24 protein-coding genes and 3 tRNA genes are annotated in these 23,912 nt (G+C 71.8%); 7 read left to right on the top strand and 20 right to left on the bottom strand.

Features of this window, described 5'->3' with window-relative positions:
* Nucleotides 1-8: 8 nt before the first annotated feature.
* The 5 genes from AB0I79_RS24120 to AB0I79_RS24100 form a co-directional block, all read right to left on the bottom strand.
* A complete protein-coding gene (locus AB0I79_RS24120; RefSeq protein ID WP_357876459.1) occupies nt 9-464 on the bottom strand; it encodes a hypothetical protein in 456 nt (151 codons plus the stop codon).
* A gap of 117 nt (nt 465-581) precedes the next feature.
* Nucleotides 582-1,130, bottom strand: a complete 549-nt coding sequence (locus AB0I79_RS24115) for a GNAT family protein (protein ID WP_357876457.1) — start codon at nt 1,128-1,130, stop codon at nt 582-584.
* 43 nt (nt 1,131-1,173) lie between these two features.
* A complete protein-coding gene (locus AB0I79_RS24110; RefSeq protein WP_357876455.1) occupies nt 1,174-1,881 on the bottom strand; it encodes a hypothetical protein in 708 nt (235 codons plus the stop codon).
* Between the two features lie 127 nt (nt 1,882-2,008).
* Nucleotides 2,009-2,941 (bottom strand): SPFH domain-containing protein, encoded by a 933-nt coding sequence (locus tag AB0I79_RS24105; RefSeq protein WP_357876453.1) that lies wholly within the window; start codon nt 2,939-2,941, stop codon nt 2,009-2,011.
* Nucleotides 2,942-3,005: 64 nt separating this feature from the next.
* Nucleotides 3,006-4,325, bottom strand: a complete 1,320-nt coding sequence (locus tag AB0I79_RS24100; protein ID WP_357876451.1) for an MFS transporter — start codon at nt 4,323-4,325, stop codon at nt 3,006-3,008.
* A 93-nt stretch (nt 4,326-4,418) separates the two neighbouring features.
* On the opposite strand from AB0I79_RS24100, the gene AB0I79_RS24095 reads away from it, so the two are divergent.
* The 3 genes from AB0I79_RS24095 (at nt 4,419) to AB0I79_RS24085 (ending at nt 6,191) form a co-directional block, all read left to right on the top strand.
* Entirely contained in the window at nt 4,419-5,099 is a 681-nt protein-coding gene (locus tag AB0I79_RS24095) for a GntR family transcriptional regulator (RefSeq protein WP_357876449.1), read from the top strand.
* Between the two features lie 9 nt (nt 5,100-5,108).
* On the top strand, nt 5,109-5,468 hold the full coding sequence (locus AB0I79_RS24090; RefSeq protein ID WP_357876447.1) for a DUF2203 domain-containing protein: 360 nt from the start codon (nt 5,109-5,111) through the stop codon (nt 5,466-5,468).
* 165 nt (nt 5,469-5,633) lie between these two features.
* Nucleotides 5,634-6,191, top strand: a complete 558-nt coding sequence (locus tag AB0I79_RS24085) for a CGNR zinc finger domain-containing protein (RefSeq protein WP_357876445.1) — start codon at nt 5,634-5,636, stop codon at nt 6,189-6,191.
* Nucleotides 6,192-6,264: 73 nt separating this feature from the next.
* On the opposite strand, the gene AB0I79_RS24080 is transcribed toward AB0I79_RS24085, so the two are convergent.
* Nucleotides 6,265-7,488, bottom strand: coding sequence for an MFS transporter (locus AB0I79_RS24080; protein ID WP_357876443.1), 1,224 nt, complete (start codon nt 7,486-7,488; stop codon nt 6,265-6,267).
* A gap of 267 nt (nt 7,489-7,755) precedes the next feature.
* Nucleotides 7,756-8,523, bottom strand: a complete 768-nt coding sequence (locus AB0I79_RS24075) for a VOC family protein (RefSeq protein ID WP_357876441.1) — start codon at nt 8,521-8,523, stop codon at nt 7,756-7,758.
* Between the two features lie 171 nt (nt 8,524-8,694).
* Here AB0I79_RS24075 and AB0I79_RS24070 point away from each other — a divergent pair, with 171 nt between their 5' ends.
* Nucleotides 8,695-9,324, top strand: coding sequence for an alpha-ketoglutarate-dependent dioxygenase AlkB (locus tag AB0I79_RS24070; protein ID WP_357876439.1), 630 nt, complete (start codon nt 8,695-8,697; stop codon nt 9,322-9,324).
* A gap of 156 nt (nt 9,325-9,480) precedes the next feature.
* Here the strand turns inward: AB0I79_RS24070 and AB0I79_RS24065 are convergent, their stop codons facing one another.
* The 3 genes from AB0I79_RS24065 to AB0I79_RS24055 form a co-directional block, all read right to left on the bottom strand.
* On the bottom strand, nt 9,481-10,539 hold the full coding sequence (locus AB0I79_RS24065) for an oxidoreductase (RefSeq protein ID WP_357876437.1): 1,059 nt from the start codon (nt 10,537-10,539) through the stop codon (nt 9,481-9,483).
* A 163-nt stretch (nt 10,540-10,702) separates the two neighbouring features.
* Nucleotides 10,703-11,554, bottom strand: coding sequence for a D-alanyl-D-alanine carboxypeptidase family protein (locus AB0I79_RS24060; protein ID WP_357876435.1), 852 nt, complete (start codon nt 11,552-11,554; stop codon nt 10,703-10,705).
* 177 nt (nt 11,555-11,731) lie between these two features.
* Nucleotides 11,732-12,910 (bottom strand): glycosyltransferase family 4 protein, encoded by a 1,179-nt coding sequence (locus tag AB0I79_RS24055; RefSeq protein WP_357876433.1) that lies wholly within the window; start codon nt 12,908-12,910, stop codon nt 11,732-11,734.
* A 294-nt stretch (nt 12,911-13,204) separates the two neighbouring features.
* Between AB0I79_RS24055 and AB0I79_RS24050 the strand changes: the two genes are divergently transcribed.
* Complete coding sequence (locus AB0I79_RS24050; RefSeq protein WP_357876431.1) at nt 13,205-13,891, top strand: DUF6348 family protein; 687 nt, start codon at nt 13,205-13,207, stop codon at nt 13,889-13,891.
* A gap of 151 nt (nt 13,892-14,042) precedes the next feature.
* Here AB0I79_RS24050 and AB0I79_RS24045 read toward each other — a convergent pair whose 3' ends face one another.
* The gene (locus AB0I79_RS24045) at nt 14,043-14,519 is read right to left on the bottom strand and encodes a MarR family transcriptional regulator (RefSeq protein WP_357876429.1); all 477 of its coding nucleotides are present in this window, start codon (nt 14,517-14,519) and stop codon (nt 14,043-14,045) included.
* Nucleotides 14,520-14,569: 50 nt separating this feature from the next.
* On the opposite strand from AB0I79_RS24045, the gene AB0I79_RS24040 reads away from it, so the two are divergent.
* Nucleotides 14,570-14,968, top strand: a complete 399-nt coding sequence (locus AB0I79_RS24040) for a nuclear transport factor 2 family protein (RefSeq protein WP_357876427.1) — start codon at nt 14,570-14,572, stop codon at nt 14,966-14,968.
* 101 nt (nt 14,969-15,069) lie between these two features.
* On the opposite strand, the gene AB0I79_RS24035 is transcribed toward AB0I79_RS24040, so the two are convergent.
* The 3 genes from AB0I79_RS24035 to AB0I79_RS24025 form a co-directional block, all read right to left on the bottom strand.
* Complete coding sequence (locus AB0I79_RS24035; protein WP_357876425.1) at nt 15,070-15,903, bottom strand: carbohydrate ABC transporter permease; 834 nt, start codon at nt 15,901-15,903, stop codon at nt 15,070-15,072.
* Nucleotides 15,900-16,820, bottom strand: a complete 921-nt coding sequence (locus tag AB0I79_RS24030) for a sugar ABC transporter permease (RefSeq protein WP_357876423.1) — start codon at nt 16,818-16,820, stop codon at nt 15,900-15,902. The genes AB0I79_RS24035 and AB0I79_RS24030 overlap by 4 nt, the downstream gene beginning before the upstream one ends.
* A 64-nt stretch (nt 16,821-16,884) precedes the next feature.
* Nucleotides 16,885-18,219 (bottom strand): extracellular solute-binding protein, encoded by a 1,335-nt coding sequence (locus tag AB0I79_RS24025; protein WP_357876421.1) that lies wholly within the window; start codon nt 18,217-18,219, stop codon nt 16,885-16,887.
* A gap of 306 nt (nt 18,220-18,525) precedes the next feature.
* Here AB0I79_RS24025 and AB0I79_RS24020 point away from each other — a divergent pair, with 306 nt between their 5' ends.
* The gene (locus AB0I79_RS24020; protein WP_357876419.1) at nt 18,526-20,019 is read left to right on the top strand and encodes an alpha-N-arabinofuranosidase; all 1,494 of its coding nucleotides are present in this window, start codon (nt 18,526-18,528) and stop codon (nt 20,017-20,019) included.
* Here the strand turns inward: AB0I79_RS24020 and AB0I79_RS24015 are convergent.
* The 6 genes from AB0I79_RS24015 to AB0I79_RS23990 all read right to left on the bottom strand — a co-directional run bounded on the left by AB0I79_RS24015 (nt 20,016) and on the right by AB0I79_RS23990 (nt 23,888).
* The gene (locus tag AB0I79_RS24015) at nt 20,016-20,999 is read right to left on the bottom strand and encodes a LacI family DNA-binding transcriptional regulator (protein ID WP_357876601.1); all 984 of its coding nucleotides are present in this window, start codon (nt 20,997-20,999) and stop codon (nt 20,016-20,018) included. The two genes, AB0I79_RS24020 and AB0I79_RS24015, sit on opposite strands and share 4 nt — an antisense overlap.
* Before the next feature lie 173 nt (nt 21,000-21,172).
* On the bottom strand, nt 21,173-22,636 hold the full coding sequence (locus AB0I79_RS24010; RefSeq protein ID WP_357876417.1) for a family 43 glycosylhydrolase: 1,464 nt from the start codon (nt 22,634-22,636) through the stop codon (nt 21,173-21,175).
* Between the two features lie 292 nt (nt 22,637-22,928).
* Nucleotides 22,929-23,003, bottom strand: a tRNA-Val gene (locus tag AB0I79_RS24005).
* Nucleotide 23,004: 1 nt separating this feature from the next.
* Nucleotides 23,005-23,078, bottom strand: a tRNA-Cys gene (locus AB0I79_RS24000).
* A 17-nt stretch (nt 23,079-23,095) separates the two neighbouring features.
* Nucleotides 23,096-23,167 (bottom strand) — tRNA-Gly (locus AB0I79_RS23995).
* Nucleotides 23,168-23,219: 52 nt separating this feature from the next.
* On the bottom strand, nt 23,220-23,888 hold the full coding sequence (locus AB0I79_RS23990) for an ACT domain-containing protein (protein WP_357876415.1): 669 nt from the start codon (nt 23,886-23,888) through the stop codon (nt 23,220-23,222).
* Nucleotides 23,889-23,912: the final 24 nt, after the last annotated feature.

Here is a 23,912-nt window from a genome sequence, read left to right as displayed (position 1 = left end):
ATGCGGGGCTAGAGGTAGGACTTGGTCGCGCTCACCAGCTCGGCCGCCGCGTCCCGCGTGTCCACGTAGAGGGCCGTGTCGGGGGTGCGCTCGCGTACGTCCTGGTCGCGGATGGCGAACACGGCGGGCGCCGCCCCCACGTCGCCGTAGCGGCCCGTCAGGGCGGCCCCGATCGCGCGGCGCACGTCGCCGACCACCCCGCGGGTGGTGTGCCCGGCGCCGGAGGCGGCGAGGTAGCCGAGCATCCCGGCGAAGCGCAGCTCGCCCTCGGCCGCGGGGCGCTGCTCGGGCAGCACGGGCCGGTCCAGCCAGAACACCTTGCCCGCCAGGAAGGCCTCGTAGCCGACGCCCTCGCGGCCGAGCACGCGGGCCGTCTCGGTGAGCAGCTCCCCGAACTCGGCCAGCTCCGCCTCCGGCGGCAGGTCCGTGGTGACGAACAAGGGCACGATCAGCGAGTCGAGCATGGTGACTATCCCTCCGTGAGGAGCCTCATCGTAGGGTGCCGCACCGACAAACTCCCGTGACGCCGCTGAGATCGTGCGCAGGAAGCTCCGCCGATCACCGGCGCCGCGGGCGCGGGGCTAGCGTTCGGTCCACTCGTCCTCGATCGCGGAGTGCACGATCGAGTCCCGCCAGCCGTTCGGCGTGTGCAGGTGGTGCCGGATGCGGCCCTCCTCGACCATCCCCGCGGTCAGCATCGCGAGCTGGGCGGGCAGGTTGGCGGGTGAGCGGGCGCCCCAGATGCGGTGCAGCCCGAGCTGCTTGAACCCGAAGGACAGCAGCAGCCGTACGAGATCCGTGCCGATGCCCCGCCCCCACTGATCGGGGTGCAGCCCGAACCCGATCTCCGCGCTGTGCGGCAGCTCGGCCTCGATCCGCAGCCTGGCCACACCGATCACGTCGCGACGGTCGGCGTCGACCACGGCCAGGACGTACAGGCGGCGCGGCTCGGCGGCGGCCGCCTCCATGGCCTCCTCGACGAGGCCGGCGACCTCCTGCGGGCTGCGCGGGGCGAAGGGGGCGTGCTGGACGGCGGCGGGGTGGCTGTAGACGGTGTGCAGGGCGCCCGCGTCGGCCTCCGTGACGTCACGGAGGCCGAGTCGCTCGCCATTGCAGAGCACACGGCGCATGCGGAGAAGGTAACGCGAGTCCTGTGATCTTTACAAGCCCTTGTCAAGTGGCGAGTTGACTCCCGTAAGCTCGCGCGACAAGTTCGGCGACGGCGCTGTGCGAGCCGAGCGGCGCCGCGTGGCCCGCGTCGATCGACGCGGCGGCCTGCTCGACGATGCCGGCGGAGGCCTCGTGGCCGATCAGGCAGGGCGCGATGGCCAGCCGCTCGGCGCCCGCGGCGCGCAGCCGCTGGGCGGCGACGTCGACGCCGGGCTCGCTGTCCAGCGAGGCGGCGACCACCGGCAGCGTGAGCCGCGAGGCCAGGAGCACCGCGGTGGCCTGTACGGCGTGCACCGCGCGGCCCCCGCCCACCGTGGCGAGGATGACGGCGTCGACGGGGCTGGAGACGTTCAGCAGGCGGACGCGGTCGGCCCTGGCCAGGCCGCGCTCGGCCAGCCGGATGTGCAGGGCCTCGGCCAGCAGCGGGTGCGGCCCGAGCGCCTCGGTCACCACGGCGCCGGAGCCGCTGGCCGCCACGGCCTTGCCGATCTCCGCCATGATGACGGGATCGTCCCACGTGAGCAGGGGCACGACGACGGCGTCACGGCCTGTGGGCAGGGAGTCTGCCAGGTCGGTGACGCTCGTCAGGCGCACCTCGATCTGGGGGTTGTCGACGCGTACCACGGACGCGATCTCCTCGGCCACGCCGGCGGTCCCACCAGGGGTGGCGAGCACGAGCACGGGGGCGTCGGACGGCAAGGACGTGGGCACGGGACGGCGGTGGCGACCGCCGCCCGGCCGAGGGGAACGTTCTCGTACAGGCAGGCTCACAGGCGCGCAGTTTATGCCGTTTCGCGGCTGCTTGTTCTGGGAATCGATGGCGATTCCGTCACAACACCTACCTGGAAGGAATGACGACCGACTGTGGGTTGCCGGGCGCGTACACCGTGATGCCCTGGGGCAGTGACCTGAGCTTCTCGATCTCGGCGCAGGCGGGGCACTTGTCGTAGCCGTCCTGCCTGGCCCGGTTCGCCTCCGCCTCGGCCTTGGCCTGGGCGACCTTCGCCTCGGCCTCGGAGACGGCGGCGGAGGCCGACAGCGACCTGTCCACGGCCTTCTGCACGTCGGCGGGCAGCGTCACCCTCGCCAGCGTGAACCGCAGCCCGGTGAGGAAGTTCCCGCCGAGCGTGACGGGCAGGTCGCGGGCCAGCGAGGCGTTGACCGCGTTCTGGACCTTGGTGATGTTGGCGTTGCTGTCCTGCGGCTGCAGCGCGGAGCTCTTCAGCAGGGAGCACGAGGGCACCAGCTCGGCGCAGCGCATGGCGCCGATCTGGCCGCGCAGCGCGTTGTCGATCACGGGCCTGACGGCCTGGCCGAAGAACGCGGCCCAGCCGTCGTCGCCGTCCCAGGGGTGCAGCGAGGTGTCGCCCTGGGTGCGGAAGGTCCGGGTGCCGTACTTGTCGTCGAACGTCTTCAGCGTCTCGTGGTCCAGGTTGAGCGTGAAGTAGAGGGTGCCTTCGATGCCCAGGTTCACGCCGTCGCTGCTGGGCACCGTCACCACGTCCACGCCCAGCGTGGTGGCCCGCTTGGCGTCGGCGGTGATCGTGTAGAAGCGCTGCTGCGCCGGATACAGGTGGACGGAGGACCACATACCGGTCCAGGTCAGGCCCGAACCGGGGTCGATGACCTGGCGGACCTGGTTGTCGTCGAGCGGGCCGCCGTCACGGACGACGGCCACCTCGCCGCCGCCGGTGCTTTCCAGGCCCCCCAGGCCCCCGATGAGCAGGGGAATCGCGAGGAGCGCAGCGGCGATGGCCAGAGCTGTTCTCATGCGGACCCTTTCCGCGCGGGCGGCGTCGGCAGCCGCCGCCCGCGCCTTTCGCGGCGATCCGAGGTCAGGCGTACGGCCCCACCTGAGGGGTCCTGGCCTTGGGCGGCCCGGCCAGGTCGAGGTCGCGGGTCTCGGGCGCGATGGCCAGGCCCAGGGCCGTGACGGCCAGGGCGATGACCACGTAGATCGAGACCGCGATCGTGGACTGGTAGGCCTGGAAGAGCTGCAGCGCGATGATCGGGGCCAGCGCGCCGCCGACGATGCCGGCGACCTGGTACCCCATGGACGCGCCGCTGTAGCGCAGCCGCGTGCTGAACAGCTCGGCGATGAACGCGGCCTGCGGGCCGTACATGGCGGCGTGGGTGATCAGCGCCACCACGGCGGCCAGCGCGATGAGCGGGAACGACTTGGTGTCCAGCAGCGGGAAGAACGCGAACACCCACACCGCCGCCGCGACCACCCCGGCGAAGTAGACCGGGCGGCGGCCGTACCGGTCGGACATCGCACCGGCCAGCGGGATCAGCGCGAGTTGCAGCGCCGAGCCGATGAGCACGGCGTTCAGCGCGTACGAGCGCGGCAGGCCCAGCTCGCCGGTGATGTAGACGATGATGTAGGCGGTGAAGGTGTAGAAGGCCACGTCCACCCCGATCCGCGCGGTGAAGGCCGACAGCAGCGCGCGCGGATGCGTGCGCAGCACCTCCACCAGCGGCATCCTCGCCTTGGCCCCGCGCTGCTCGACCTCGGCGAACAGCGGCGACTCGGTGATCCTCAGCCGCACCCACAGGCCCACGAACACCAGCGCCCCGGACAACAGGAACGGCACCCGCCATCCCCACGACAGGAACGCCGCGTCCGACAGCGTGAAGGACAGGATCGTCAGCAGGCCGGTGGCCAGCACGTAGCCGGCGGGCACGCCGACCTGCGGCCAGCTCGCGTTGAAGCCGCGCCGGCGGCCGTCGCCGTGCTCCAGCGACATGATCACCGCGCCGCCCCACTCGCCGCCGAGCCCCAGCCCCTGGACGAACCGCAGCAAGGCGAGCAGGATCGGAGCCATGACGCCCACCGCGGCGTAGCCGGGCAGCACCCCGATGAGGAACGTCGAGATGCCCATCACCAGCAGCGTCACGACCAGCACGGTCTTGCGGCCCACCCGGTCGCCGAAGTGCCCGAACACCACGCCGCCGAGCGGCCTGGCCACGAACGCCACGGCGTTGGTGGTCAGCGACGCCAGGGTCGCGTTGAACGGGTCGAGCGAGGGGAAGAACAGCGCGGGGAAGACCAGGGTCGCCGCGGTGGTGTACAGGAAGAAGTCGTACCACTCCAGCGAAGTGCCGATCAGGCTGGCGAGGATCACCCGCCGGGTCTGTTGGGGGGAGCCTGACATCCGATCGCTCCTTGAGTCGAGGGGGGATACATCTCAACGTATGGATCGTTGAACAATTCGACAAGAGTTTTGCTCCATGATTTCCTGTGGAATGTGGACAACGTGGTCGCTGGTCTCTCCCAGGACCGCCCCCGGCTGGGTCGCAGCAGCACGGCGGAGCGGGTGGCCGACATCCTGCGCGACCGCATCAGCGAGGGGTTCTTCCAGCCCGGGCAGCGGCTGTCGGAGGAGTCCATCTCGGAGGGGCTCGGCGTCTCGCGCAACACGCTGCGCGAGGCCTTCCGGCTGCTCGGCCACGAGGGGCTGCTCGACCACCGGCTCAACAGGGGCGTGTTCGTCCGGCTGCCGTCCGTCGAGGACGTGCTCGACCTCTACCGCGTACGCCGCGTGCTGGAGGGTGCGGCCGTGCGGCGCAAGCCGTCCGAGGAGGCGCTGGCCGTGATCAAGGAGGCGGTGGCCGACGCCCGGCGGGCCGCCGCCAAGGACGACTGGCAGGGCGTCGGCACCGCCAACATCCGCTTCCACCAGGCGCTCGTGTCGCTGAACGAGAGCCCGAGGATCGACGAGGCCATGCGCCAGCTCCTGGCCGAGCTACGCCTGGTCTTCCACGTCATGGAGAACCCGCGGGCCTTCCACGAGCCGTTCGTCGAGCGCAACCTCACGCTGGTCGGGCTGATCGAGTCGGGGCGGATCGAGGAGGCCGCCGCCTATCTCGACGACTACCTCGACCATGCCGAGCGGCTGCTCATCCACGCCTACGAGCCGAACCGCTAACGTGGCCCCATGGAGCGGATCTTCACCCTCGACGAGGCCCGCGCGCTGCTCCCCGCCGTCATCAGGGAGGCCGCGGAGCTGATCGCGGCCCGTGCCGACCTGGCCGAGATCGACTTCCAGCGGCGCGCCGGCGGCCGGTCCGAGCTGGGCGGCCTGCCCGAGCTGAAGGGGCTGCAGGCCAGGATCGAGGAGATCCTGAGCGGGTGGAGCGAGCAGGGCATCGAGGTCAAGGGCATCGCCCCGGTGCTCGTCGACTTCCCGTCGCTGCTCGACGGGGCCTCCGTGCGCTTGTGCTGGATCGAGGGGGAGCGCGAGCTGGGCTGGTATCACCGTACGGAGCTGGGCTTCGCCGGCCGCCGCCCGCTCTGAACCGCCGTCGTGTCCCGGCCGTGCCGGCGGGTCCCGCTGCGGCAGGGAGCCGGCGGGCCGGCTCTCCGCCGCGCTGCTCCTGTGATTGACCGGCCACCAGGACGCTCTGCCGCGTTCGTCGTCACGGCCCGCGGCGGCCGGACGGCTTCGGCATACGCTGCATGGGTGAAGGTGCACTCGACGAAGGCGATGGCCGTGCGGGCCGTGGAGCTGTGCGTGGAGTTGCTGTACGAGCGGCCGTCCGCCGCGTCGGTGACGAGGGTCCTGCGCGCGCACGGCGAGACCGGCGAGCTGGACCTGAGCGAGGACGACGTGACCGCGATGCGCGCCGCGGCGTCGCGCCTGTGCGAGGTGCTGGGCGCGGCCACCACCGGCGAGGCGGCGGCGCTGCTCAACCGGCTCCTCGCGGAGTCCGCCCGGGCTCCCCGGCTGACCAGCCATGAGGGGACGTCGAGCTGGCACCTGCACGTCGACAGCGGGGACGACGCTCCGTGGGGGGAGTGGTTCCTGACGTCGTCGGCGATGGCGCTGGCGGTGCTGCTCGCCGATCACCAGCGGGTTCCCGGCGGGTTGTGCGCGTCCGGGAGCTGCGGGCGTCCGTACCTGGACGTGGGCGGTGGCAGCCCGCGCCGCTACTGCAGCAGCCGCTGCGCCACCAGGGAACGCGTCGCCGCCCACCGCTCCCGCACCTCACCCGCCACCGGTGGCCGGCCGCCGGTGTGACGTGCGGCTCATCGGCCGCTGGAGGGCCGCCGCCTGACGACGCTGGAGGGCCTCGCCTGACGTCGCTGGAGGGTCACCGCCTGACGAGGAGCACCGCGACGGCCACCGCCTGTAGTGCCGCGCCGGCCAGCAGGGCGAGGCTCACCGCGTACGCGGCCAGCGGCCCGGCCACCGCGGACCCGATCGCGAACGAGGTGATCTTCAAGCTGGCGCCCGTGGTGAACACCTGGCCGCGCAGCCGGGCGGGCGCTTCGCGATGGCGTACCGCGAAGAGCGCGGTGAGCTGCGGCCCCTCGCCCGCTCCCGCCACGGCGGCCCCCACCACGGCCATCCAGTACGTCTGCGAGCAGGCCATCACCACCACCCCGGCCCCCAGCACCGCCGTCCCGACCGCCTGCACCGCCGTTCCGGCCACCGGCATCGCCGTTCCGACCCCCTCCACCGCCGTTCCGGCCGCCTGTGCCCCCGCCCATCGCGAGGTGCCGCTCAGGGCCGCGTTGGCCACCAGCCCGCCGGCGGCGACGACGGCCAGCAGCAACGCGCCATGCCCGCTCTCCCCGCTCAGCCGGGCACCGAGCACCGGGGCCGACACGACCACCATGGCCAGCCCGCAACACGACACCATGGACGCCACGGTCGCCCGCCGCAGCGCCCCGTTCGACACGATCGCCCGGAACCCCGCCCGCACCTCCTCCCGGACGGCCCGCCACCCGGGCGCCCCGCCTTCCTCACCACCCGCCGGACGCGGGCCGGCCGGGGGCAGCCCACGGGCGGCGGGCAACGCGGCGACCAGCATCCCGACGCTCACCAGCACCGCCATGACGCCACCACCCGCCGACGCGATCACCCCGACGAGCGCGGGCCCCGCCAGCCCCGCCACGTTGTAACTCATCGAGTCGAACGCCGTCGCCCTCGCCAACCTCCCGGGCCCGGCCACCAAGGGGAGCTGCGCCGTCCATCCACCCGTGAGCGCCGGCCCCAGCAGCCCCGTCACCACCGCGACGGCCACCAGAACGGCCCCGGGCACCTGCCCCGCCATCCCGCCGGCCACCATCAGCAGCCCGCCCGCGTACCCGGCGAGGCACCACCCCAGCACCCTGCCCGGCCGCCGCGCCCGATCGAGCAGCACCCCTAGCAGCGGCCCTCCGACGGCGGCCGAGACGGTCAGCCCCGCCAGCACCGACGAGGCCAGCAGGGGGGACCCGGTGACGGCCAGCCCCGTGACGAGCAGGGCGGGCCCGGACATCTCATCACCGGTGCGGGCCATCACGGCGCCCGCCATGTAACGGGTTAACACACTCGGGACGTTACACGAGCGTACGCCGCCGCGTACGTTAGGCCGGCGTCCCGGAGGGAATGAGTATCCGGAACCAGGCCCCTGAGCTGGGATTTCGCCCACGCTGGGGAGGGTCGGCCTGCACGAACTGCGTGCGTGCAGGCCAACCGCCGGCCCCGCACCCGAGGCCGGGACGGGCCGCCCCGACCTCAAGCGGACCGGCCGTCACCGCCCACCCGGCCCGGCCCATCACCGCTCGGACGGAGCCGGTGACCGGGTGACCATGGCTCAGGCGGAGCTGGTGATCACCGCGAACCGTGCGCCGAAGGGATCGGCGAGGAAGGCCAGCCGCCCGACCCCCTCGGTGGTCATCGCCGGAGCCCGCATCGTCGCGCCGAGCTGCTGCCCCAGAGCCACCGTGGCATCGCAGTCGGGCACCTCGAAGTACGGCAGCCAGTGCGGCCGATCACCGGCCTGGAGTTGGGCGATGCCGGCCACCGCCGAGGACTCGTCACCCTCCGCGGGCGAGATCACGGGATACGACGTCTCGCCCATCGGCAGATCCTCGACACGCCAGCCGAACACCGACTGGTAGAAGGCGCGGATGCCGGCGGGATCGGGCGTGTGCAGCTCGACCCACCCCAGCGAGCCCGCGTCCGTCACCAGCCCGAGCCCCTTGGTCGCGCCGGGCTGCCAGACGGCGAACGACGCCCCGGCCGGATCGGCGAACATCGCCATCCGCCCCTGCCCCTCGATGTCGAACGGCGCGGCCAGGACCGTGCCGCCCGCCTGCTCGATCGTCTTCGCGATGGTGTCGGCGTCGGGCGCCTGGAAGTAGATCAGCCATGCCGCGCCCCCTCTCGCCGGGGAGTCCGGGCTGATACCGGCGACCGTCCGGCCGCCGACCTGGCAGAAGCGGTACTGCCTGTGCTCGGGCCCCAGCGAGATGGAATCCCAGCCGAACAGCCGGGTGTAGAACGAGATCGACGTCTCCACGTCGGGGCTGCTGACGTCGACCCAGCAAGGGGAGCCGGGGAGGTAGTGCGTGGTGAGCATGGCCTGCTCCTTCGCGTGACGAAGCGATGGGTGGCCTCTGCACCTCCGGTGCGGGCCGAGGGGCGACGCCACTCATATCCGGTGCCCACCAGCGTCGCACGACCTGTCGATCGAATAGGCCTCTTCCCCGAAATCGAATGCGTGTTTGAAGTATGGCATAGACTCGGCAGCATGACAGCCGCGTTCCAAGCATCTTTGCTCGCTCTCGACGAGGAGCTCGGCATCGGGCCTCTCGGCGACACCGTCCGCCGCACTGACCTCGACCGCGGCGCCTGGATCGACCTGCGCCCCGGCTGGCTGACGGGCGCCGACACGCTCTTCGAGCGCCTCGCGGAGAACGTGCCGTGGCGGGCCGAACGGCGGCGCATGTACGACAGGGTCGTGGACGTCCCGCGGCTGCTGAAGTTCTACGACGAGGACGAGCGCCTGCCCGACCCGCTCCTCGACGACGCCAGACGCGCCCTCGACGGCCACTACGGCCAGGAACTGGGCGAGCCGTTCCGTACGGCGGGTCTGTGCTACTACCGCGACGGCCGCGACAGCGTGGCCTGGCACGGCGACACGATCGGGCGCGGCAGCACGGAGGACACCATGGTCGCCATCATCTCGGTCGGCAGCCCGCGCTCCCTGCTGCTCCGTCCGCGGGGCGGCGGGCCCTCGATCCGACACGACCTGGGGCACGGGGATCTGATCGTGATGGGCGGAAGCTGTCAGCGCACCTGGGAACACGCCATCCCGAAGACCACCCGCCCCTCGGGCCCGCGCATCAGCATCCAATTCCGCCCCATCGGCGTCCGCTGACCCCCGCCCCACCCCCGCGTCCCCGCGCCGCGCACGTCCCCGCGCCGCGCACGTCCCCGCGCCGCGCACGTCCCCGCGCCGCGCACGTCCCCGCGCCGTGCCGGGCGGCGGGTCCGGCTTCGGGGCAGGGAGCGCGTGCGGCCGGCGCGGGTCGGTTTACTTGAGGGTGAGCCTGGCGAGGCGGCCCTGCTCGCCCGAAGCCCAGCACGAGCGGTCCCGGGTGCAGGCGACCGTGTCGAAGGACCCGCTGTCGAAGGTCTGCCACGTCCGGCCGCCCGAGTACGTCACATCGCTGCCCGACGGCCCCACGGCGACAGCCGCGAAGGGAAGGTGGGGAAGCCAGGCGACACCCGACCGGTAGGCGGGCGGGGGAGTCGAGGAGGGGCGCCAGGAGGCGCCGCCGTCGCGGCTGGTCGCGCTCGCGCTGGGGGACTGCTGCTCGGGACGGTAGTCGCCGCCGACCGCGATTCCCCGGTGACGGTCGCGGAAGGCGAGGCCGAAGACGCCGCGGGCCGGATCGCCGCCCGGGATCGGCGCGTCGGCGACCGTCCAGGTGCGGCCGCGGTCGCGGGAGTGGAACACCCGGGCCCGCTCGGCCCCGCCGCTGGCCAGCCAGACGTCCCGGCCGCCCGACGCGACCAGGCACTGCCCGCTCGCCGCGAACCCCGCCTCGCCCGGCAGCGCCTCGGGCATCCCGTCCGGCGGCAGCACCTGCCAGCTCCGCCCGCCGTCCTCCGTGGCCAGGATCCGGAACCGGCCGTTCACCGGGTCGCTCATGGCCAGCCCGTGGTGCCGGTCGAAGAAGGCCATGCAGTCGTAGAACGCCTGCGGCTCGTCGTTCCTGAACGTCTCCGCCCAGGTACGGCCGCCATCCTCCGTGCGGTAGACGCGCGAGTCCGTGCCCGCTCCGATGGACAACGCCACGGCCCGGTACGCGTCGAACGCCTCGATGTCGCGGAACTGGAGCGCGGCCGTGTCGGGCGGGGAGACGTTCTGCCATGTGCGTCCCCCGTCGACGGTCCGCAGCACGGTCCCGCCGGAGCCCGAGGCCCACACCACGTGCCGGCTGACGGGCGACAGACCGCGCAGGCGTGCGGTCACCCCCGTCTCCTTGAGCTCCCATCCGAGCTGGGGCGTGGCGGCGGCCTGGGCGGGGAGCGGGGCGGCGAGCACGAGGGCCGCTGACAGCGCACCTAACGCGATTCGAAGCTTCATGTCGGGCAAACTAGCCCAAGAGATCAACGCGGTCCATGGCCGCCGCTCCACGGCAGCCGCCGCCGATCCTGCGGCAGCCTCTGGCGATCCGGCGTTCCGGCGATCCGGCGGGGTCCGGCGATCCGGCGGGGTCCGGCGGTCCGGACGTCCGGTGGACTGGCGGTCAGGCGGACTGGCGGGCGGAGCCCCACGAGAGCAGCGCCTCGGCGGTGCTGAAGCGGCGGCTGGAGACCGACTCGTCCAGCAGGACGCCGACCAGCACGCGCCCGTCCGACTCGCCCGCGAACGCCAGGCAGTACCCGGCGGCCCGCGTGAAGCCCGTCTTCAGCCCGATCGCGCCCGGCGTGCCGAGCAGGCGGTTGGTGTTGCGCCAGCTGTAGGAGCGGTGCTCGCCGGTGGCGTCGAGGTCGTGCCAGCGGGTACCGGCCACCTCCTTGATGAGCGGCACCCGCAGGGCGTGGGCCGCCAGCACGGCCTGGTCCCTGGCGGTGGAGTAGCCGTCGCCGTCCGGGGTGGGCAGGCCGTCGGCGTTGACGTACCGGGTGTCGTTCATGCCGAGCGAGCGCGCCGTGGCGTTCATCCTGGCCACGAAGCCCTCGACGCCGGGCCCGTACGTGCGGGCCAGCGCGTGGGCGGCGTCGGCGCCGGAGGGCAGCATGAGGCCGTACAGCAGCTCGCCGACCGTGAGGCGGTCGCCGGCGCGCAGGTCGGCGGTGGTGCCGCCGCCGTCCTCGGCGTACGCGACGTCCTCCGGCTTGATCCGCACCACGTCGGTGGGCGTGGCGACCTGCAGCACCAGGTACGCGGTCATGGTCTTGGTCAGGCTGGCGACCGGCAGACGTTCGCCGCCGTCCTTGTCGAACAGGACCTCGCCGGACGAAGCGTCCATCAAATAGGCGGCGCGGCCGTACACGGCGGGCGCGTCGCGTTCCACGGAAACGACGGCCGGAGTGGTGGTCACGCCGGCATGCGCGGGCGCGGTCAGCCCCGTGACCAGGGCAAGAGCGCCTGCCATGGCGGCCAGAAACACCTTCCGATTACGCATACGGCACAGAATGCCGCCCGCCTTGGGGTGCCCTTGACGAAAAGAGCGAAATATCGTGACTAAGCCGTTCGAAAGCCCTTATGTGGCAGGGAAGGTGGGAAAGGGTAAATCTTTTCTGGACATGGCACCAACGCGGCGGGGGTGTGGTCAGCGGCCGTGCCAGAAGTTGTCGGTGACGCGCTCGCCCGCCGCCAGCTCCGAGAACAGGTCCTCCCACAACGGCATCACCTGCTCGGGCCCGTAGGCCTGCGACGTCCTGAGCGCCGCCCGCCCCATCCGCAGCCGCAGGTCCCGGTCGGCGATGACCCGGTTGAGCGCGGCGGCCAGCGCGTCCACGTCCCTCGGCGGCACCAGCAGCCCGTCCACCCCGTCGGTCAGCACGTCCTTCGGCCCGGTCGGGCAGTCGAAGGCGACCACGGGCAGCGCGTGCGTCATGGCCTCGATCATCACCATGGGCAGGCCCTCGAACCGGGAGCTCAGCGCGTACACGGAGGCGTCGGTCAGCTCCCGCTCCAGCCGGTCGGTACGCCCGGGCAACGCCACGTGCCCGCCCAGCCCGAGCTGCTCGACCAGCCCGGCGAGCTGCCCCTTGCGCGGCCCGGTGCCGAAGATGCGCAGCCGCCACTCCGGATGCTCCGGCACCACCTGCGCGAACGCCTTGATCAGCAGGTCGAACCCCTTCTGCGGCACCAGCCGGCCGGCCGCGATCACGACGGGGTCGACCTGCCGGGAACGTTCCTGCTCGACCTTGTGCACCGCGTTCGGGATCTGCACGACCGGGGTGCCGGGCAGCAGTCGCTGGTACTCCAGGCGGTTCGTGCGGGTCAGCACGGTGATCGCGTCGAAGCGGTCGTAGTAGCGGGCGATCTCCCTGCGGATGGTGTCGGGGTAGGCCGACAGGTTCATGTGCTCCTGGGCGACGCGGATGACGGTCTTCGGGGTACGCCGGGCGGAGATCAGGTTCAGCGCCGGCCGGGTGGTGACCAGGATGCCGTCGCGCAGCCGGGAGACGTACTCCATGGTGGCCCGCTCCACGCGCTCGGTGAAGTAGCCGGCCGCGAACTCGCCGCGCGGCACGACCTTCCCGCGCATCCTGCGCCATGCCTTGCGCGCCATCGAGTCCGGCTGCCGGCCGCCGCGCTGGTCGACCAGGGTGCTGACGGTGATCCGGGGGTCCAGGCCGAACTGCGGGTCGTCGCGCCGCCGTACCACGCTGACCAGCTCGACGTCGTGGCCGGCGGCGGCCATCGCGTTCGCCTGGTTGACCACGGTGCGGATGGTGCCGCCCATGCCGAAGGCGTGCAGCATGAGGTAGCGGATCTTCACGTGATGTACTCCCCCGGACGGCGTCCATGACCGGGCGCGGCGTCGTGGAGCCCGCCTGGACCAGGGGAAACGGGGAGTCGGGGCCGGTTCATGCAGAGGCAGACTACTTGGCGTTCCTGGCAGTTCCCTGGGAGAGGCCGCCCCCGGCCGGTGCGCCGCCGGGCCGTGAAACCGGGATCTCGCCGCCCCGCCACGGCGATCCGGGAGACCGGCGCGCCGATCCGGCCCGCCCGCCATGCCGATGATCAACTAGCCTGGCTGGTGACGAGGCGAGCGCGAGGCGAGGGGTTGGGCATGGACGGCGTACGGCCGGCGGACGAGGCGGTTCTGGGCATGGTCGCCGAGCACCTGAGCGCGGCCACGGAGCAGCCCTGGGAGGTCCGCGACGGCATGGCGAAGGGCCCGGGCACTCTGGCCGTGCGGCTCGGCGCCGACCACACCGGCAGCCCCGCCCACCTCGACCTCGACTTCGTGCTCAACGTCGAGCGCCCGCAGGACACCACGGTCTCCGACTGCGTGACCGGGTACGGCGCCACCGTCGAGGAGTCCGTGGACCGCGCGATCCAGATGTGGCTCGGCACGACCGGCGGTGCCCTGCTCGAGCTCCTCGTCCAGGACGGTTCCCGCGCCGCCCACTTCGCCCCGGACGACCCCGACGGCTTCCCCGGCTGGCACGCCATCCACGGCGGCATCGTCGGCTGGGGCACGGGCGGCGAGCACGACGCCGTCCAGCGGTGGGCGGTCCAGCACGTCCTGCTGCCGCACCTGGCCCCGGCGCTCAAGGGCACGCTCGAACGGGGGAACCTGGTGGGGGTCAGGGCGTTCTTCGGCGGCGGTGACGGCACGGAGACCGCCGAGGTCCGGGTCAACGGGGCCCGGCACGAGGCGGGCTCGCGGGCGCTGGCGGAGCTCGACTGGCCGCGCCCGGCCGGCGGGGTCTCCTACGCGCGCACCTTCGTGCTGCTCGTCCACCAGGAGTAACCCCGCGGCCGGCGAGCGCACCAGGAGTGACCTGCGGCCGGGGCGACTCAGCGGGACGGCTCAGCGGGACGGCTCAACGGGACGGCTCAACGGGACGGCTCAACGGGACGGCTCAACGGGACGGCTCAGCGGGGCGACTCAGCGGGGCGACTCAGCGGGGCGGCCGGACCTCGCGCCGCCTGACGGCCCCGGCTCCGCCCAGCTCGTCGAGCAGCTCGGCGAGCAGCGCCCGGCACTCCTCGACCCGCTCCCGCCCGACCCGCTCCGCCAGCCGATCCTCCTGCGCCGCCCGTGCCCGCCGCGCCGCCGCCACGGCCGCGCGCCCGCGCCCCGTCAGCCGTACCCTCCTGATCCGGGCGTCACGCGGATCGGGCACCCGCTCGACGTAACCGAGCCCTTCCAGCTCGGCCACCACCTTGGACGCCGCCTGCTGCGTGACCTCCATCCGCACGGCCAGCTCCCCGATCGTCCTGGCCTCCTCGACGAGGTGCTGGAAGACGTACCCGTGTGAGACCCGCAGCCCGGTGAACCCCTGAGCCGCCATCTCCTCCTGCACGGCAGAGGCGGCGGCCGAGCCGACGAAGAGGGCGAGGGTGCCGAGTTCGAGGTCGCGCGGATCCACGGGCATGCCCCCATCCTGCCCTTGACAACCACGGTTGTACAACTACGGTTGTATATATGCACCCCCATATCGACCTCGCCATCCGCTACCACCAGGCGGTCTCCGACGGCGCGAGCACCGAGCCGTACCTCCACCCCGACGTGGTCCACCACGAGCTGCCCAACCTGCTCTTCCCCGACGGCGTCGTCCGCGACCTCGACGGCCTGCGCGCGGCGGCGGAGCGCGGCGCCAAGACGATCAGCGAGCAGCGTTTCGAGGTGCTCAACGCGATCGCGTCAGGCGACCGGGCCGCCCTGGAGGTCCTGTGGACCGGCACCCTCGCCGTCCCTCTGGGCGACCTCCCCGCGGGCCACGTGCTCCGCGCCCACCTCGGGGTCTTCCTGGAGTTCCGCGACGGCCGCATCGTGGCCCAGCGCAACTACGACTGCTACGAGCGCCTGACTCCCGCACGATGAAGACCCTCACCAGGGACGGCCTGGCTACGCGCCCCCGAGGCGGTCGCCGCCGCATACCGCGGCCTCGCCGGCGACGACCTCCCCGCGGAAGTCACCAAGCCTCACTGACCGGCCAGCCCGGTGTGCGCCACCCCCTTGACGATCTGCCGCTGGAACATCACGAACACGACCAGCAGCGGCAGCCCGGCCAGCACCACCGACGCCATGATCTGCGCGTACCGGAGCCCGAACGTCCCCTGCACCACGTTCGCCAGCCCCACGGGCAGCGTCATCGTGTTCGGGTCGGTGGAGACCAGGAACGGCCACAGGAAGTTGTTCCAGGTGTTGATGAACGTGAAGATCGACACGGCGGCGAGCACCGGCCGCGACAGCGGCAGCACGATGGTGAAGAAGACCCGCCACCGCCCTGCCCCGTCCACGAAGGCGGCCTGCTCCAGCTCAGGCGGCACGTCCTGGAAGAACTTGACCAGGATGTAGACGATCAGCGGGGCCGCCACCTGCGGCAGGATGATGGCCCACCACGTGTCCACCAGCCCGAGCGTGACCATCTCGGCGAACAGCGGCGCGATCAGCACCTGCGGCGGCACCATGATCCCGGCCAGGATCAGCGCCAGCAGCACCCGCTGGCCCCTGAACTGGGTGCGGGCGAACCCGTACGCCGCCATCGCCGAGAACAGCACGGTCAGGAACGTGACGATCACGGCGGTGACGGTCGAGTTGATCGCCCACTTGACGATGCCGCCGGTCCCCAGGACCAGCGCGTACGAGTCGAAGGTGATCTCGCTGCCGAACCACTCCAGCGGCAGCTTGGTGGTCTCGTCCTCGGGCTTGAGCGAGGTGGCCACCGCCCACAGGACGGGGGCGAGCCAGACGGCCGCCAGTACCAGGGCGATGACGAGCAGGATGAGCTGGCTCCAGCCGAACCGCTTGGTCACGACGCGACCTCCTCGCGCTTGCGGAACAGCCGGAGCTGCGCCAGGGAGACGATGACGATCAGGGCGAACAGGATGTACGACACGGCCGAGGCGTAGCCGGTGCGGTAACCGGTGAAGCCGACGTCGTAGGCGTACTCGATGATCGGCCTGGTGGAGTCCTGCGGGCCGCCGCCGGTCATCAGGTAGATCTGGTCGAACACCTTCAGCGAGGCCACCAGTTGCAGCACCACGATCAGCGCGGTGGTGCGGCCGAGCAGCGGCAGGGTGATGGAGCGCAGCTTGTCCCAGGCGGAGGCGCCGTCGATGGCGGCGGCCTCGTACAGGTGCTGCGGGATCGACTGCAGGGCGGCCAGGTAGAGCAGGAAGTTGAAGCCGACCGTCCACCAGACGGTGGTCAGCACGACCGACCACATGGCCATGGACGGGTCGCCCAGCCACAGCACGTCGATGCCGAGCGTGCCGTTGATCAGGCCGTAGTCGGGCGGGTAGATCATCTGCAGCCACAGGATCGACACGACCGCCGACGGCAGCAGGAACGGCCCGAAGAACGACAGCCGCCACAGCCACTGCATGAAGCGCAGGTTGTGCACCAGCAGCGCGAACACCAGCCCGAGGAACACCAGCGGGATCGTGCTGAGCACGGTGAAGACCACCGTGTTCCACAGCGAGCGCCACATGCGTGGGTCGCCGAACGCCTCAAGGTAGTTGTCGAGGCCGACGAAGTTGTTGTTGCGGCCGGCGATGTTCACGCTGGACAGACTCATCTGGAAGCCGAGCAGGGTCGGCCAGACGAGGAAGGCCACGTAGACCAGCAGGAACGGCGTCACGAACACCATCCCGTGCTGGGTCCAGCCGCGCCGGACCTTGGGCGTGGCGACGGGGGCGGCGGTCGGCGGAGCCGCGACGGTCGTGGTCATGAGCCCTCCTTCGTCGGTCTCATGACCGAGGTGCTGTGTTCATCGACGACCTCGACAAGCTCGGTCATGGGCGCTCCTCGTCGGGGAAGGGGTTCGGGGCGGCCATCAGCCGGGCCAGCGCGGCCTTGGCGGCGGCCAGGCCCTCCTCCGGCGTGCGCGTGCCGCCGATGACGGGGGAGAACGCCTCGCCGAACTCGATCCACATCCGCGAGGCGGACCCGGCGAACCACACCTGCGGGTCGAGCGCGACCTCGGTGATGACGGAGCGGTACTCCGACTGCGGCTGCAGCGCGAGGTAGTCGGGCTCCTCCAGCGCGGGCAGGTACGCGGGCACGTGCCCGGCCACCGCCCAGTCGGCGCTGTTCTTGACGAGGTAGGCGATGAACCGGTACGTGGCCCGCTCCACCTCGGGGTCCCGGTTGCGCTGGTGGGGCAGCACGAACGCGTGGCAGTCGGCCTGCGCGGAGCCGGTGCCGAAGACGGCGGGGAAGCGCGTCATGCTGAACGGCGTCTTGCGTTCCTTGAGCCCGGTGGTCTCCCAGTCGCCGTTCCACAGGAACGCGGCCTCGCCGTTGGTGAACTTGGCGACGGAGGCGCCGTAGTCCGTACGCCAGTCGCACAGCCCTTCCTTGCCGAGCCGCTGCATGAGCCGCAGCGCCTCCAGGGCCTTGGCGTCGTCAATGGTGATCTTCGTGCCGTCGTCCGACAGCAGGGTGCCGCCGCTCTGCGGGTAGAGCGACCACCACACCCGCCACGGGCCCACGGTGCCGAGGCCGAGCGCGTCGAAGGCCAGCGGCGGCTTGCCGCCCATCACCTCCTTGGCCTTGGTGAGCTGGGCGATGAGCTCGTCCACGCCCTTGGTGGGCAGCAGCTTGCCGTCGGGACCGAGCAGCCCGGCCTTCCCGCAGATGTCGGTGTTGTAGTACTGCACCATCGGGTGGGCGTCGAACGGGATCGCGTACAGCACGCCGTCGAGATGGGCACGCTCCCAGATGGGCGGGCTGAAATCGGCGGCCCGCAGGCCGACCTCCTCCAGCAGCTTGACGTCGAACGGGTCGAGCAGGGCGCCAGCGCCGATGCCCGCCAGCCGGGCCAGATGGAACGTGGCCAGATCGGGCGAGCGCCCGCCCGAGCCGGCCATCGCGATCTTGGTGTAGTACGGCTCGCCCCAGGCGAGCACGTTCTCCTCGACGAAGACGTCGGGGGTGGCCTTGGCGAACGCCTGGACCATCTGGTTCATGATGATGCCGTCGCTGGCGCCGAGGAAGTGCCAGTACTGCACGCGGGTCTGGGACGAGCCGAGCCCCACGGGGATCGCGCATCCCGTGGCGGCGGCGCCGAGCAGTGCGAGGCTGCCGCCGAGAAGGTGCCGGCGGGTGATATCGGGGGGACCGTGCACTGGGGCCTCTTCCTTCACCGAGCCATCGCCCGGCCATGTTCTCGCTAACATCCAGGAGGTTCAGGGCAGCCGTGGACAGGCCTCTCGCGCTGGGCGCGAAGGCGGTGGGGCGAGCCGTCCGGATCGCGGAGGCTGCCGCGCGGACCCCGTTGTTCCGGCGGGGTTACCCGAGTGTTAGCGGTAACAAGCAGCGTGTCAAGGGCCCGCCCGCAACCGGTTGCGGCGACCCTCACCCTCTTGACCCGGCTCAGTGATAACGCTAACAATCGGGACCACGTAACGCCCGAGAAACAGGGAGCCCCCTCCGTGCATCAGGCCAAACTCACCCTGGATCCCGCCTTCAAGGTCGCCCCGGTGCGCCGGCGCACCTTCGGCACGTTCGTGGAGCACCTCGGGCGCTGCGTCTACACCGGCATCTACGAGCCCGGCCACCCCACGGCCGACGAGGACGGCTTCCGCCGCGACGTGCTCGATCTGACCAGGGAGCTGGGCGTGTCCACCGTCCGCTACCCCGGCGGCAACTTCGTCTCCGGCTACCGCTGGGAGGACGGCATCGGCCCGGTCGACCGGCGCCCGCGCCGGCTCGACCTGGCCTGGCACAGCACCGAGACGAACGAGGTCGGCGTCGACGAGTTCGTCCGCTGGTGCCGCAAGGCGGGCGTGGAGCCCATGATGGCCGTCAACCTCGGCACCCGCGGCATCGCCGAGGCCCTCGACCTGCTCGAGTACGCCAACCACCCGTCGGGCACCACGCTGTCCGACCTGCGCATCGCCAACGGCGCCAAGGAGCCGCACGACATCAGGATGTGGTGCCTGGGCAACGAGATGGACGGCCCCTGGCAGACCGGCCACAAGACGGCCCGCGAGTACGGCCGGCTGGCCGCCGAGACCGCCCGCGCCATGCGCATGGTGGACCCGAAGCTGGAGCTGGTCGCGTGCGGCAGCTCCAGCTCCAGCATGCCGACGTTCGGCTCGTGGGAGGCCGAGGTGCTGGAGGAGACCTACGACCTGGTCGACTACATCTCCTGCCACGCCTACTACGAGGAGCGGGACGGCGACCTCGGCAGCTTCCTGGCCAGCTCGACCGACATGGAGTACTTCATCTCCTCCGTCGTGGCCACCGCCGATCACGTCGGGGCGCGGCTCAAGTCCCGCAAGAAGATCAACATCTCCTTCGACGAGTGGAACGTCTGGTACCTCTCCCGCTTCCACGACGCCGGCGCCCCGCAGGACTGGCCGGTCGCCCCGCCCCTGCTGGAGGACCACTACAACCTCGCCGACGCGGTGACGTTCGGCGGGCTGCTGATCACGCTGCTGCGCAACAGCGACCGCGTCACCGCCGCCTCCCTGGCCCAGCTCGTGAACGTGATCGCGCCCATCATGACCGAGCCCGGCGGGCGGGCCTGGCGGCAGACCACGTTCCACCCCTTCGCGCAGGCCTCCCGCCACGCTGCCGGGGACGTGCTGCGCGTGGAGCCGGACTCGCCGTCGTACGAGACGAAGGCGCACGGCGAGGTGCCGCTGCTGCACGCGGTGGCCACCCACTCCTCCTCGGAGGGCACGACGCTGTTCGCCGTCAACCGGTCGACGGACGGGCCGCTGTCGCTGGAGATCGACGCCCGGGCGCTCGGCGGCGTCCGCATCGTCGAGGCCACCACGCTGACCGACCCGGACGTCTACGCGCGTAACACGGCCGACGACCCCACGCGGATCACGCCCCGCCCGAACCCGGACGTCGAGCGCGACCCGCTGCGGGTCCTGCTGCCCCCGGTGTCGTGGAACGTGATCCGGCTGGCCTAACGCGCGGGCGCGGCGCCGGTGCTCTCGCGGACGACGAGCTCGGGCTCGACCAGCCGCCGCGCCTCCGGCTCGGCCCCCGCCATCCGGTCCAGCAGCATGTGGAACGCGTGCCGCCCGACCTCGCCGAAGTCCTGCCGCACGGTGGTCAGCGGCGGCCAGAAGTACGCGGACTCCGGGATGTCGTCGAACCCCGCCACGCTCACGTCGTCGGGCACCCGCCGCCCCGCCTCGCGCAGCGCGCGCAGCACGCCGAGCGCCATCTGGTCGTTGGCCACGAACACGGCGCTGACCTCGGGGTCGGCGGCGAGGCGGCGGCCGAGCTGGTAGCCGGAGCGGGCGCTCCAGTCGCCGCGCAGCACCTCGGGCACCGGCCGGCCCGCCGACTCCAGCACGCCGCGCCAGCCCTCGATGCGGCCGTTGGCGTCGAGCCAGTCGGCGGGCCCCGCCACGTGCCACACGCTGCGGTGGCCGAGGCTGAGCAGGTGGCGCGTGACGCGGGCGGCGCCGGCCTGCTGGTCCACCTTGGCCACGGGCACCGGGATGTCGTCGCCGGCGTCCACCGCGACCACCGGCATCTCCGGCGGCAGGTGGCGCAGCCCGTCGGCGGCCGACTCGTGCGGCGCGACGATGATCACGCCGTCCACGGACTGGGTGCGCAGCCGCTGCACGCCCTCCTCCATCGACCTGCGGTTGAGCGAGCTGAGGCTGGCGATGCTGACGTTGTAGCCGGCGTGCCTGGCGGCCTGCTCGATGCAGTAGAGCGTGGAGGCCGGGCCGTACAGGGTGGTGTCGATGCTGACCACGCCGAGCACGCCGGAGCGGCCGGTGACGAGCTGGCGCGCGGCCTGGTTGGGCCGGTAGTCCAGCTCGCGCACGGCGGCCAGCACGCGGGCCCTGGTCTCGGCGCGTACGAGATCGGGCGTGTTCAGCACGCGCGAGACGGTCATGGTGGAGACTCCGGCGAGCACGGCGACGTCCATGAGCACCGCAGGCCTGCCCGGCTTGGCTTTCACCGCGGCTCACCCCCTCAGCGGTAACGCTAACAGGCGGAAGGGGCGAGCGCGCGATCATATGGGGCGGGTCGCCGGCCGGCGCGGGCCGGGGGTGTTCGGCGGGTTGCGGGCAGGCGCGGACCGAGGTGTGGGGCAGGTGGTCAGGCGGGCCGGATGGACCACTGCTGGCAGGCGTTGTTCAGCCAGCTCCACTGCCGTACGTCGGTGCCGTCCGCCGTCCCGCAGTCGGCCACGTCGGCGACCTTGCCGGTGGCGGCGTTGACGATCCGCACCCAGCCGCCCGAGGCCGTGTAGACCAGGCGGAAGCGCTGGCAGGTGTTGTCGAGCCAGCTCCACTGCCGGATGTCGGTGCCGTCGGCGGCGGCGCAGTCGGCGACGTCGGCGACCTTGCCGGTGGCCACGTTCACCAGGCGGCTGGTGTCGTCGGCCTGGTCCTCGATGCGCCAGCGCTGGTTGCCGCCGCCGTTGCAGGCCCACTGCTGGATGTTCGCGCCGTCCGTGCCGGAGCCGCCGGAGACCTCCAGGCACTTGCCGCTGTTGCGGTTGACCAGCGTGTACGCCGCCGGCGTGGCCGCGGTCTCCCCGGCGGGCGCGGGCAGCGAGACTCCGGTGGCGACAGGGGCGCCGAAGTTGGGCGTGCCGTCGGAGTTCCAGGTGAACTTCTGGGCGCGGGTGGTGCGGTTGTTGTCGCAGCCGCCGCCGCTGGAGCTGTTGGCGTGGTAGACGATCCAGCTCTCGGTGCCGTCGGGCGAGGTGAAGAAGCCGTTGTGGCCGGGGCCGTACACGTTGCCCGAGCGCTGGAACACCGGCGTCGACTTCTTCACCCAGCTCGACGCGCTGAGCGGGTTGCCGCCGTTGTAGGTGAGCTGCCCGAGCTTGTAGTCGGGCCCCCAGCAGGCGCTGGCCGAGTAGATCACGAACGTCTGCCCGCCGCGCTGCAGCGCCTCCGGCCCCTCGTTCACCGTCCCGCCCTGCGTCTCCCAGCTGTGGGTGGGGCTGGAGATCCGGCTGAAGGTGCTGGAGCTCAGCGTGTACGGGTTGCTCATCGGCGCGATCACGAGGCTCTGCTGGCTGCCGGCGATGAAGCCGCTGCCGAGCAGGTACAGGGAGCCGTTCAGGCTCATCGGGCTGGCGTCGATCAGCCAGCCGCCCGGGGTGAGGTTGGCGCCGCTCAGCATGCTCCGGTACGTGTACGGCCCGAGGGGGTCGCTGCCCGCGCTCTCCAGCACGTGGGTGCGCTGGCTGTCGCAGCAGGCCGTGCCGACCGCGCCGGCCGAGTAGTAGATGTACCAGCGGCCGTTGAACTGGTGCAGCTCGGGGGCCCAGAAGTTGGTGCCGCGGGAGGACGTGGTGTCCTGCCAGACCTGGATGCCGGGGGCGGTGTTCAGGCCGCCGAGGGTGGGGGAGCGGCGGACGACCAGCGTGTTCGTGAAGCTGGTGGTGATCAGGTAGTAGTTGCCGTCGTACCACGTCAGCCAGGGGTCGGCGCCCTTCTGCGACTTGACGGGGTTGGTGTAGGAGGTGGCCGCCTGGGCCGGGCCGGTGCCGGGGACCACCAGGGCTAACAGGAGGAGCGACAGGGCCGCCAGGATTCTGCGGAGCATCGGGGGACTCCTTGGTAGCGCTAACATTTTGCGGCGATTTTGCGGAGGTGCCGTGATTGTTAGCGCTCACGTCCAGGGTGTCAACGGGCGACTGAAACTTTCAACCCTGGGGGAAACTCGGCCGAACCGGGGTCACGGCTGCTGCCTCTGCCGACGAGACGTGCGCCTGCGGCTCCCCGGGCGCGACCTCCAGGAACCGGCCCCAACGTCTTCGCCGGCAGACGCCGGACACAACGCCGCAAGTGACAGGCCACAGCAGAAAGCCCCAGCGTGCGCTGGGGCTTCTACCGGATGGTGGACGATACTGGGATTGAACCAGTGACCTCTTCCGTGTCAGGGAAGCGCTCTCCCGCTGAGCTAATCGTCCTTGGAGGTGGCGACGGGATTTGAACCCGTGTGGACGGCTTTGCAGGCCGCTGCCTCGCCTCTCGGCCACGCCACCGAGTCAAACCCTCTCCGAGCGGAAGACGGGATTCGAACCCGCGACCCTCACCTTGGCAAGGTGATGCTCTACCACTGAGCCACTTCCGCGCCGCATTCAGTTGCTGCGTGGTTAACAATAGCGCGTTTCTCGACCGGATGCTTACTCGTGAGCCCCGCCCGGTGCCTGCCGGCCCTCCTTGCGCAGCTGGCGGGCCACGCTGCGCTCGGTGGCGGGGAGGCTGAGGAAGATCTCCAGGATCCTCGTGAGGCGGTGGACCTCGATGCGGTGGAAGGCGGGGCCCTCCGAGCGGGCCAGCAGGAGCGACAGGGCCAGCGGCGGGAGCGGGGCGTGGATGAGGTGCAGGCCGCCGTCCCGGGTCAGGGCCGTGGGACGGGACGGCACCTCCTCCGGGACGACCAGGCCCTGAGGGGCGCGCCAGCTCGCGTAGACGACGCGGCGCTCGGCCGCGATGGCGGCCCAGTCGGCGCTGAACAGGACGGGCAGGGAGTCGATGAGCGTGGTCAGCGCCCGGTCGCCGGCGGTGGTGATGTACTTGAGGATCTCCAGCTCGGGGTAGGTGCCCGGCGCCTCGCGCGTGGTCCAGATGCCTTCGACCGTCACGCCCTCCACGCTCTGCAGGCTCTTGAGCAGGGCCTGCCTCGGCGTGCTGTCGGGGCAGAAGACGGTGATGTCGTCGACGGCCCGGCCCGCGCCCCGGTCGAGCACGGTCACCTGCGTGATGTCGGCGCCCGCCACGCCCAGGACCTTGGTGACCTGGGCCAGGGAGCCCGGTCTGTCGGGCAGCGCCAGCCGCACTCGAAGAAGCATCCATCCCCCTCAACCCGAAGATGC

Source organism: Nonomuraea sp. NPDC050202, assembly GCF_040656115.1.
Lineage (GTDB): Bacteria > Actinomycetota > Actinomycetes > Streptosporangiales > Streptosporangiaceae > Nonomuraea.
This window is presented reverse-complemented; position numbering and strand designations above follow the sequence as displayed.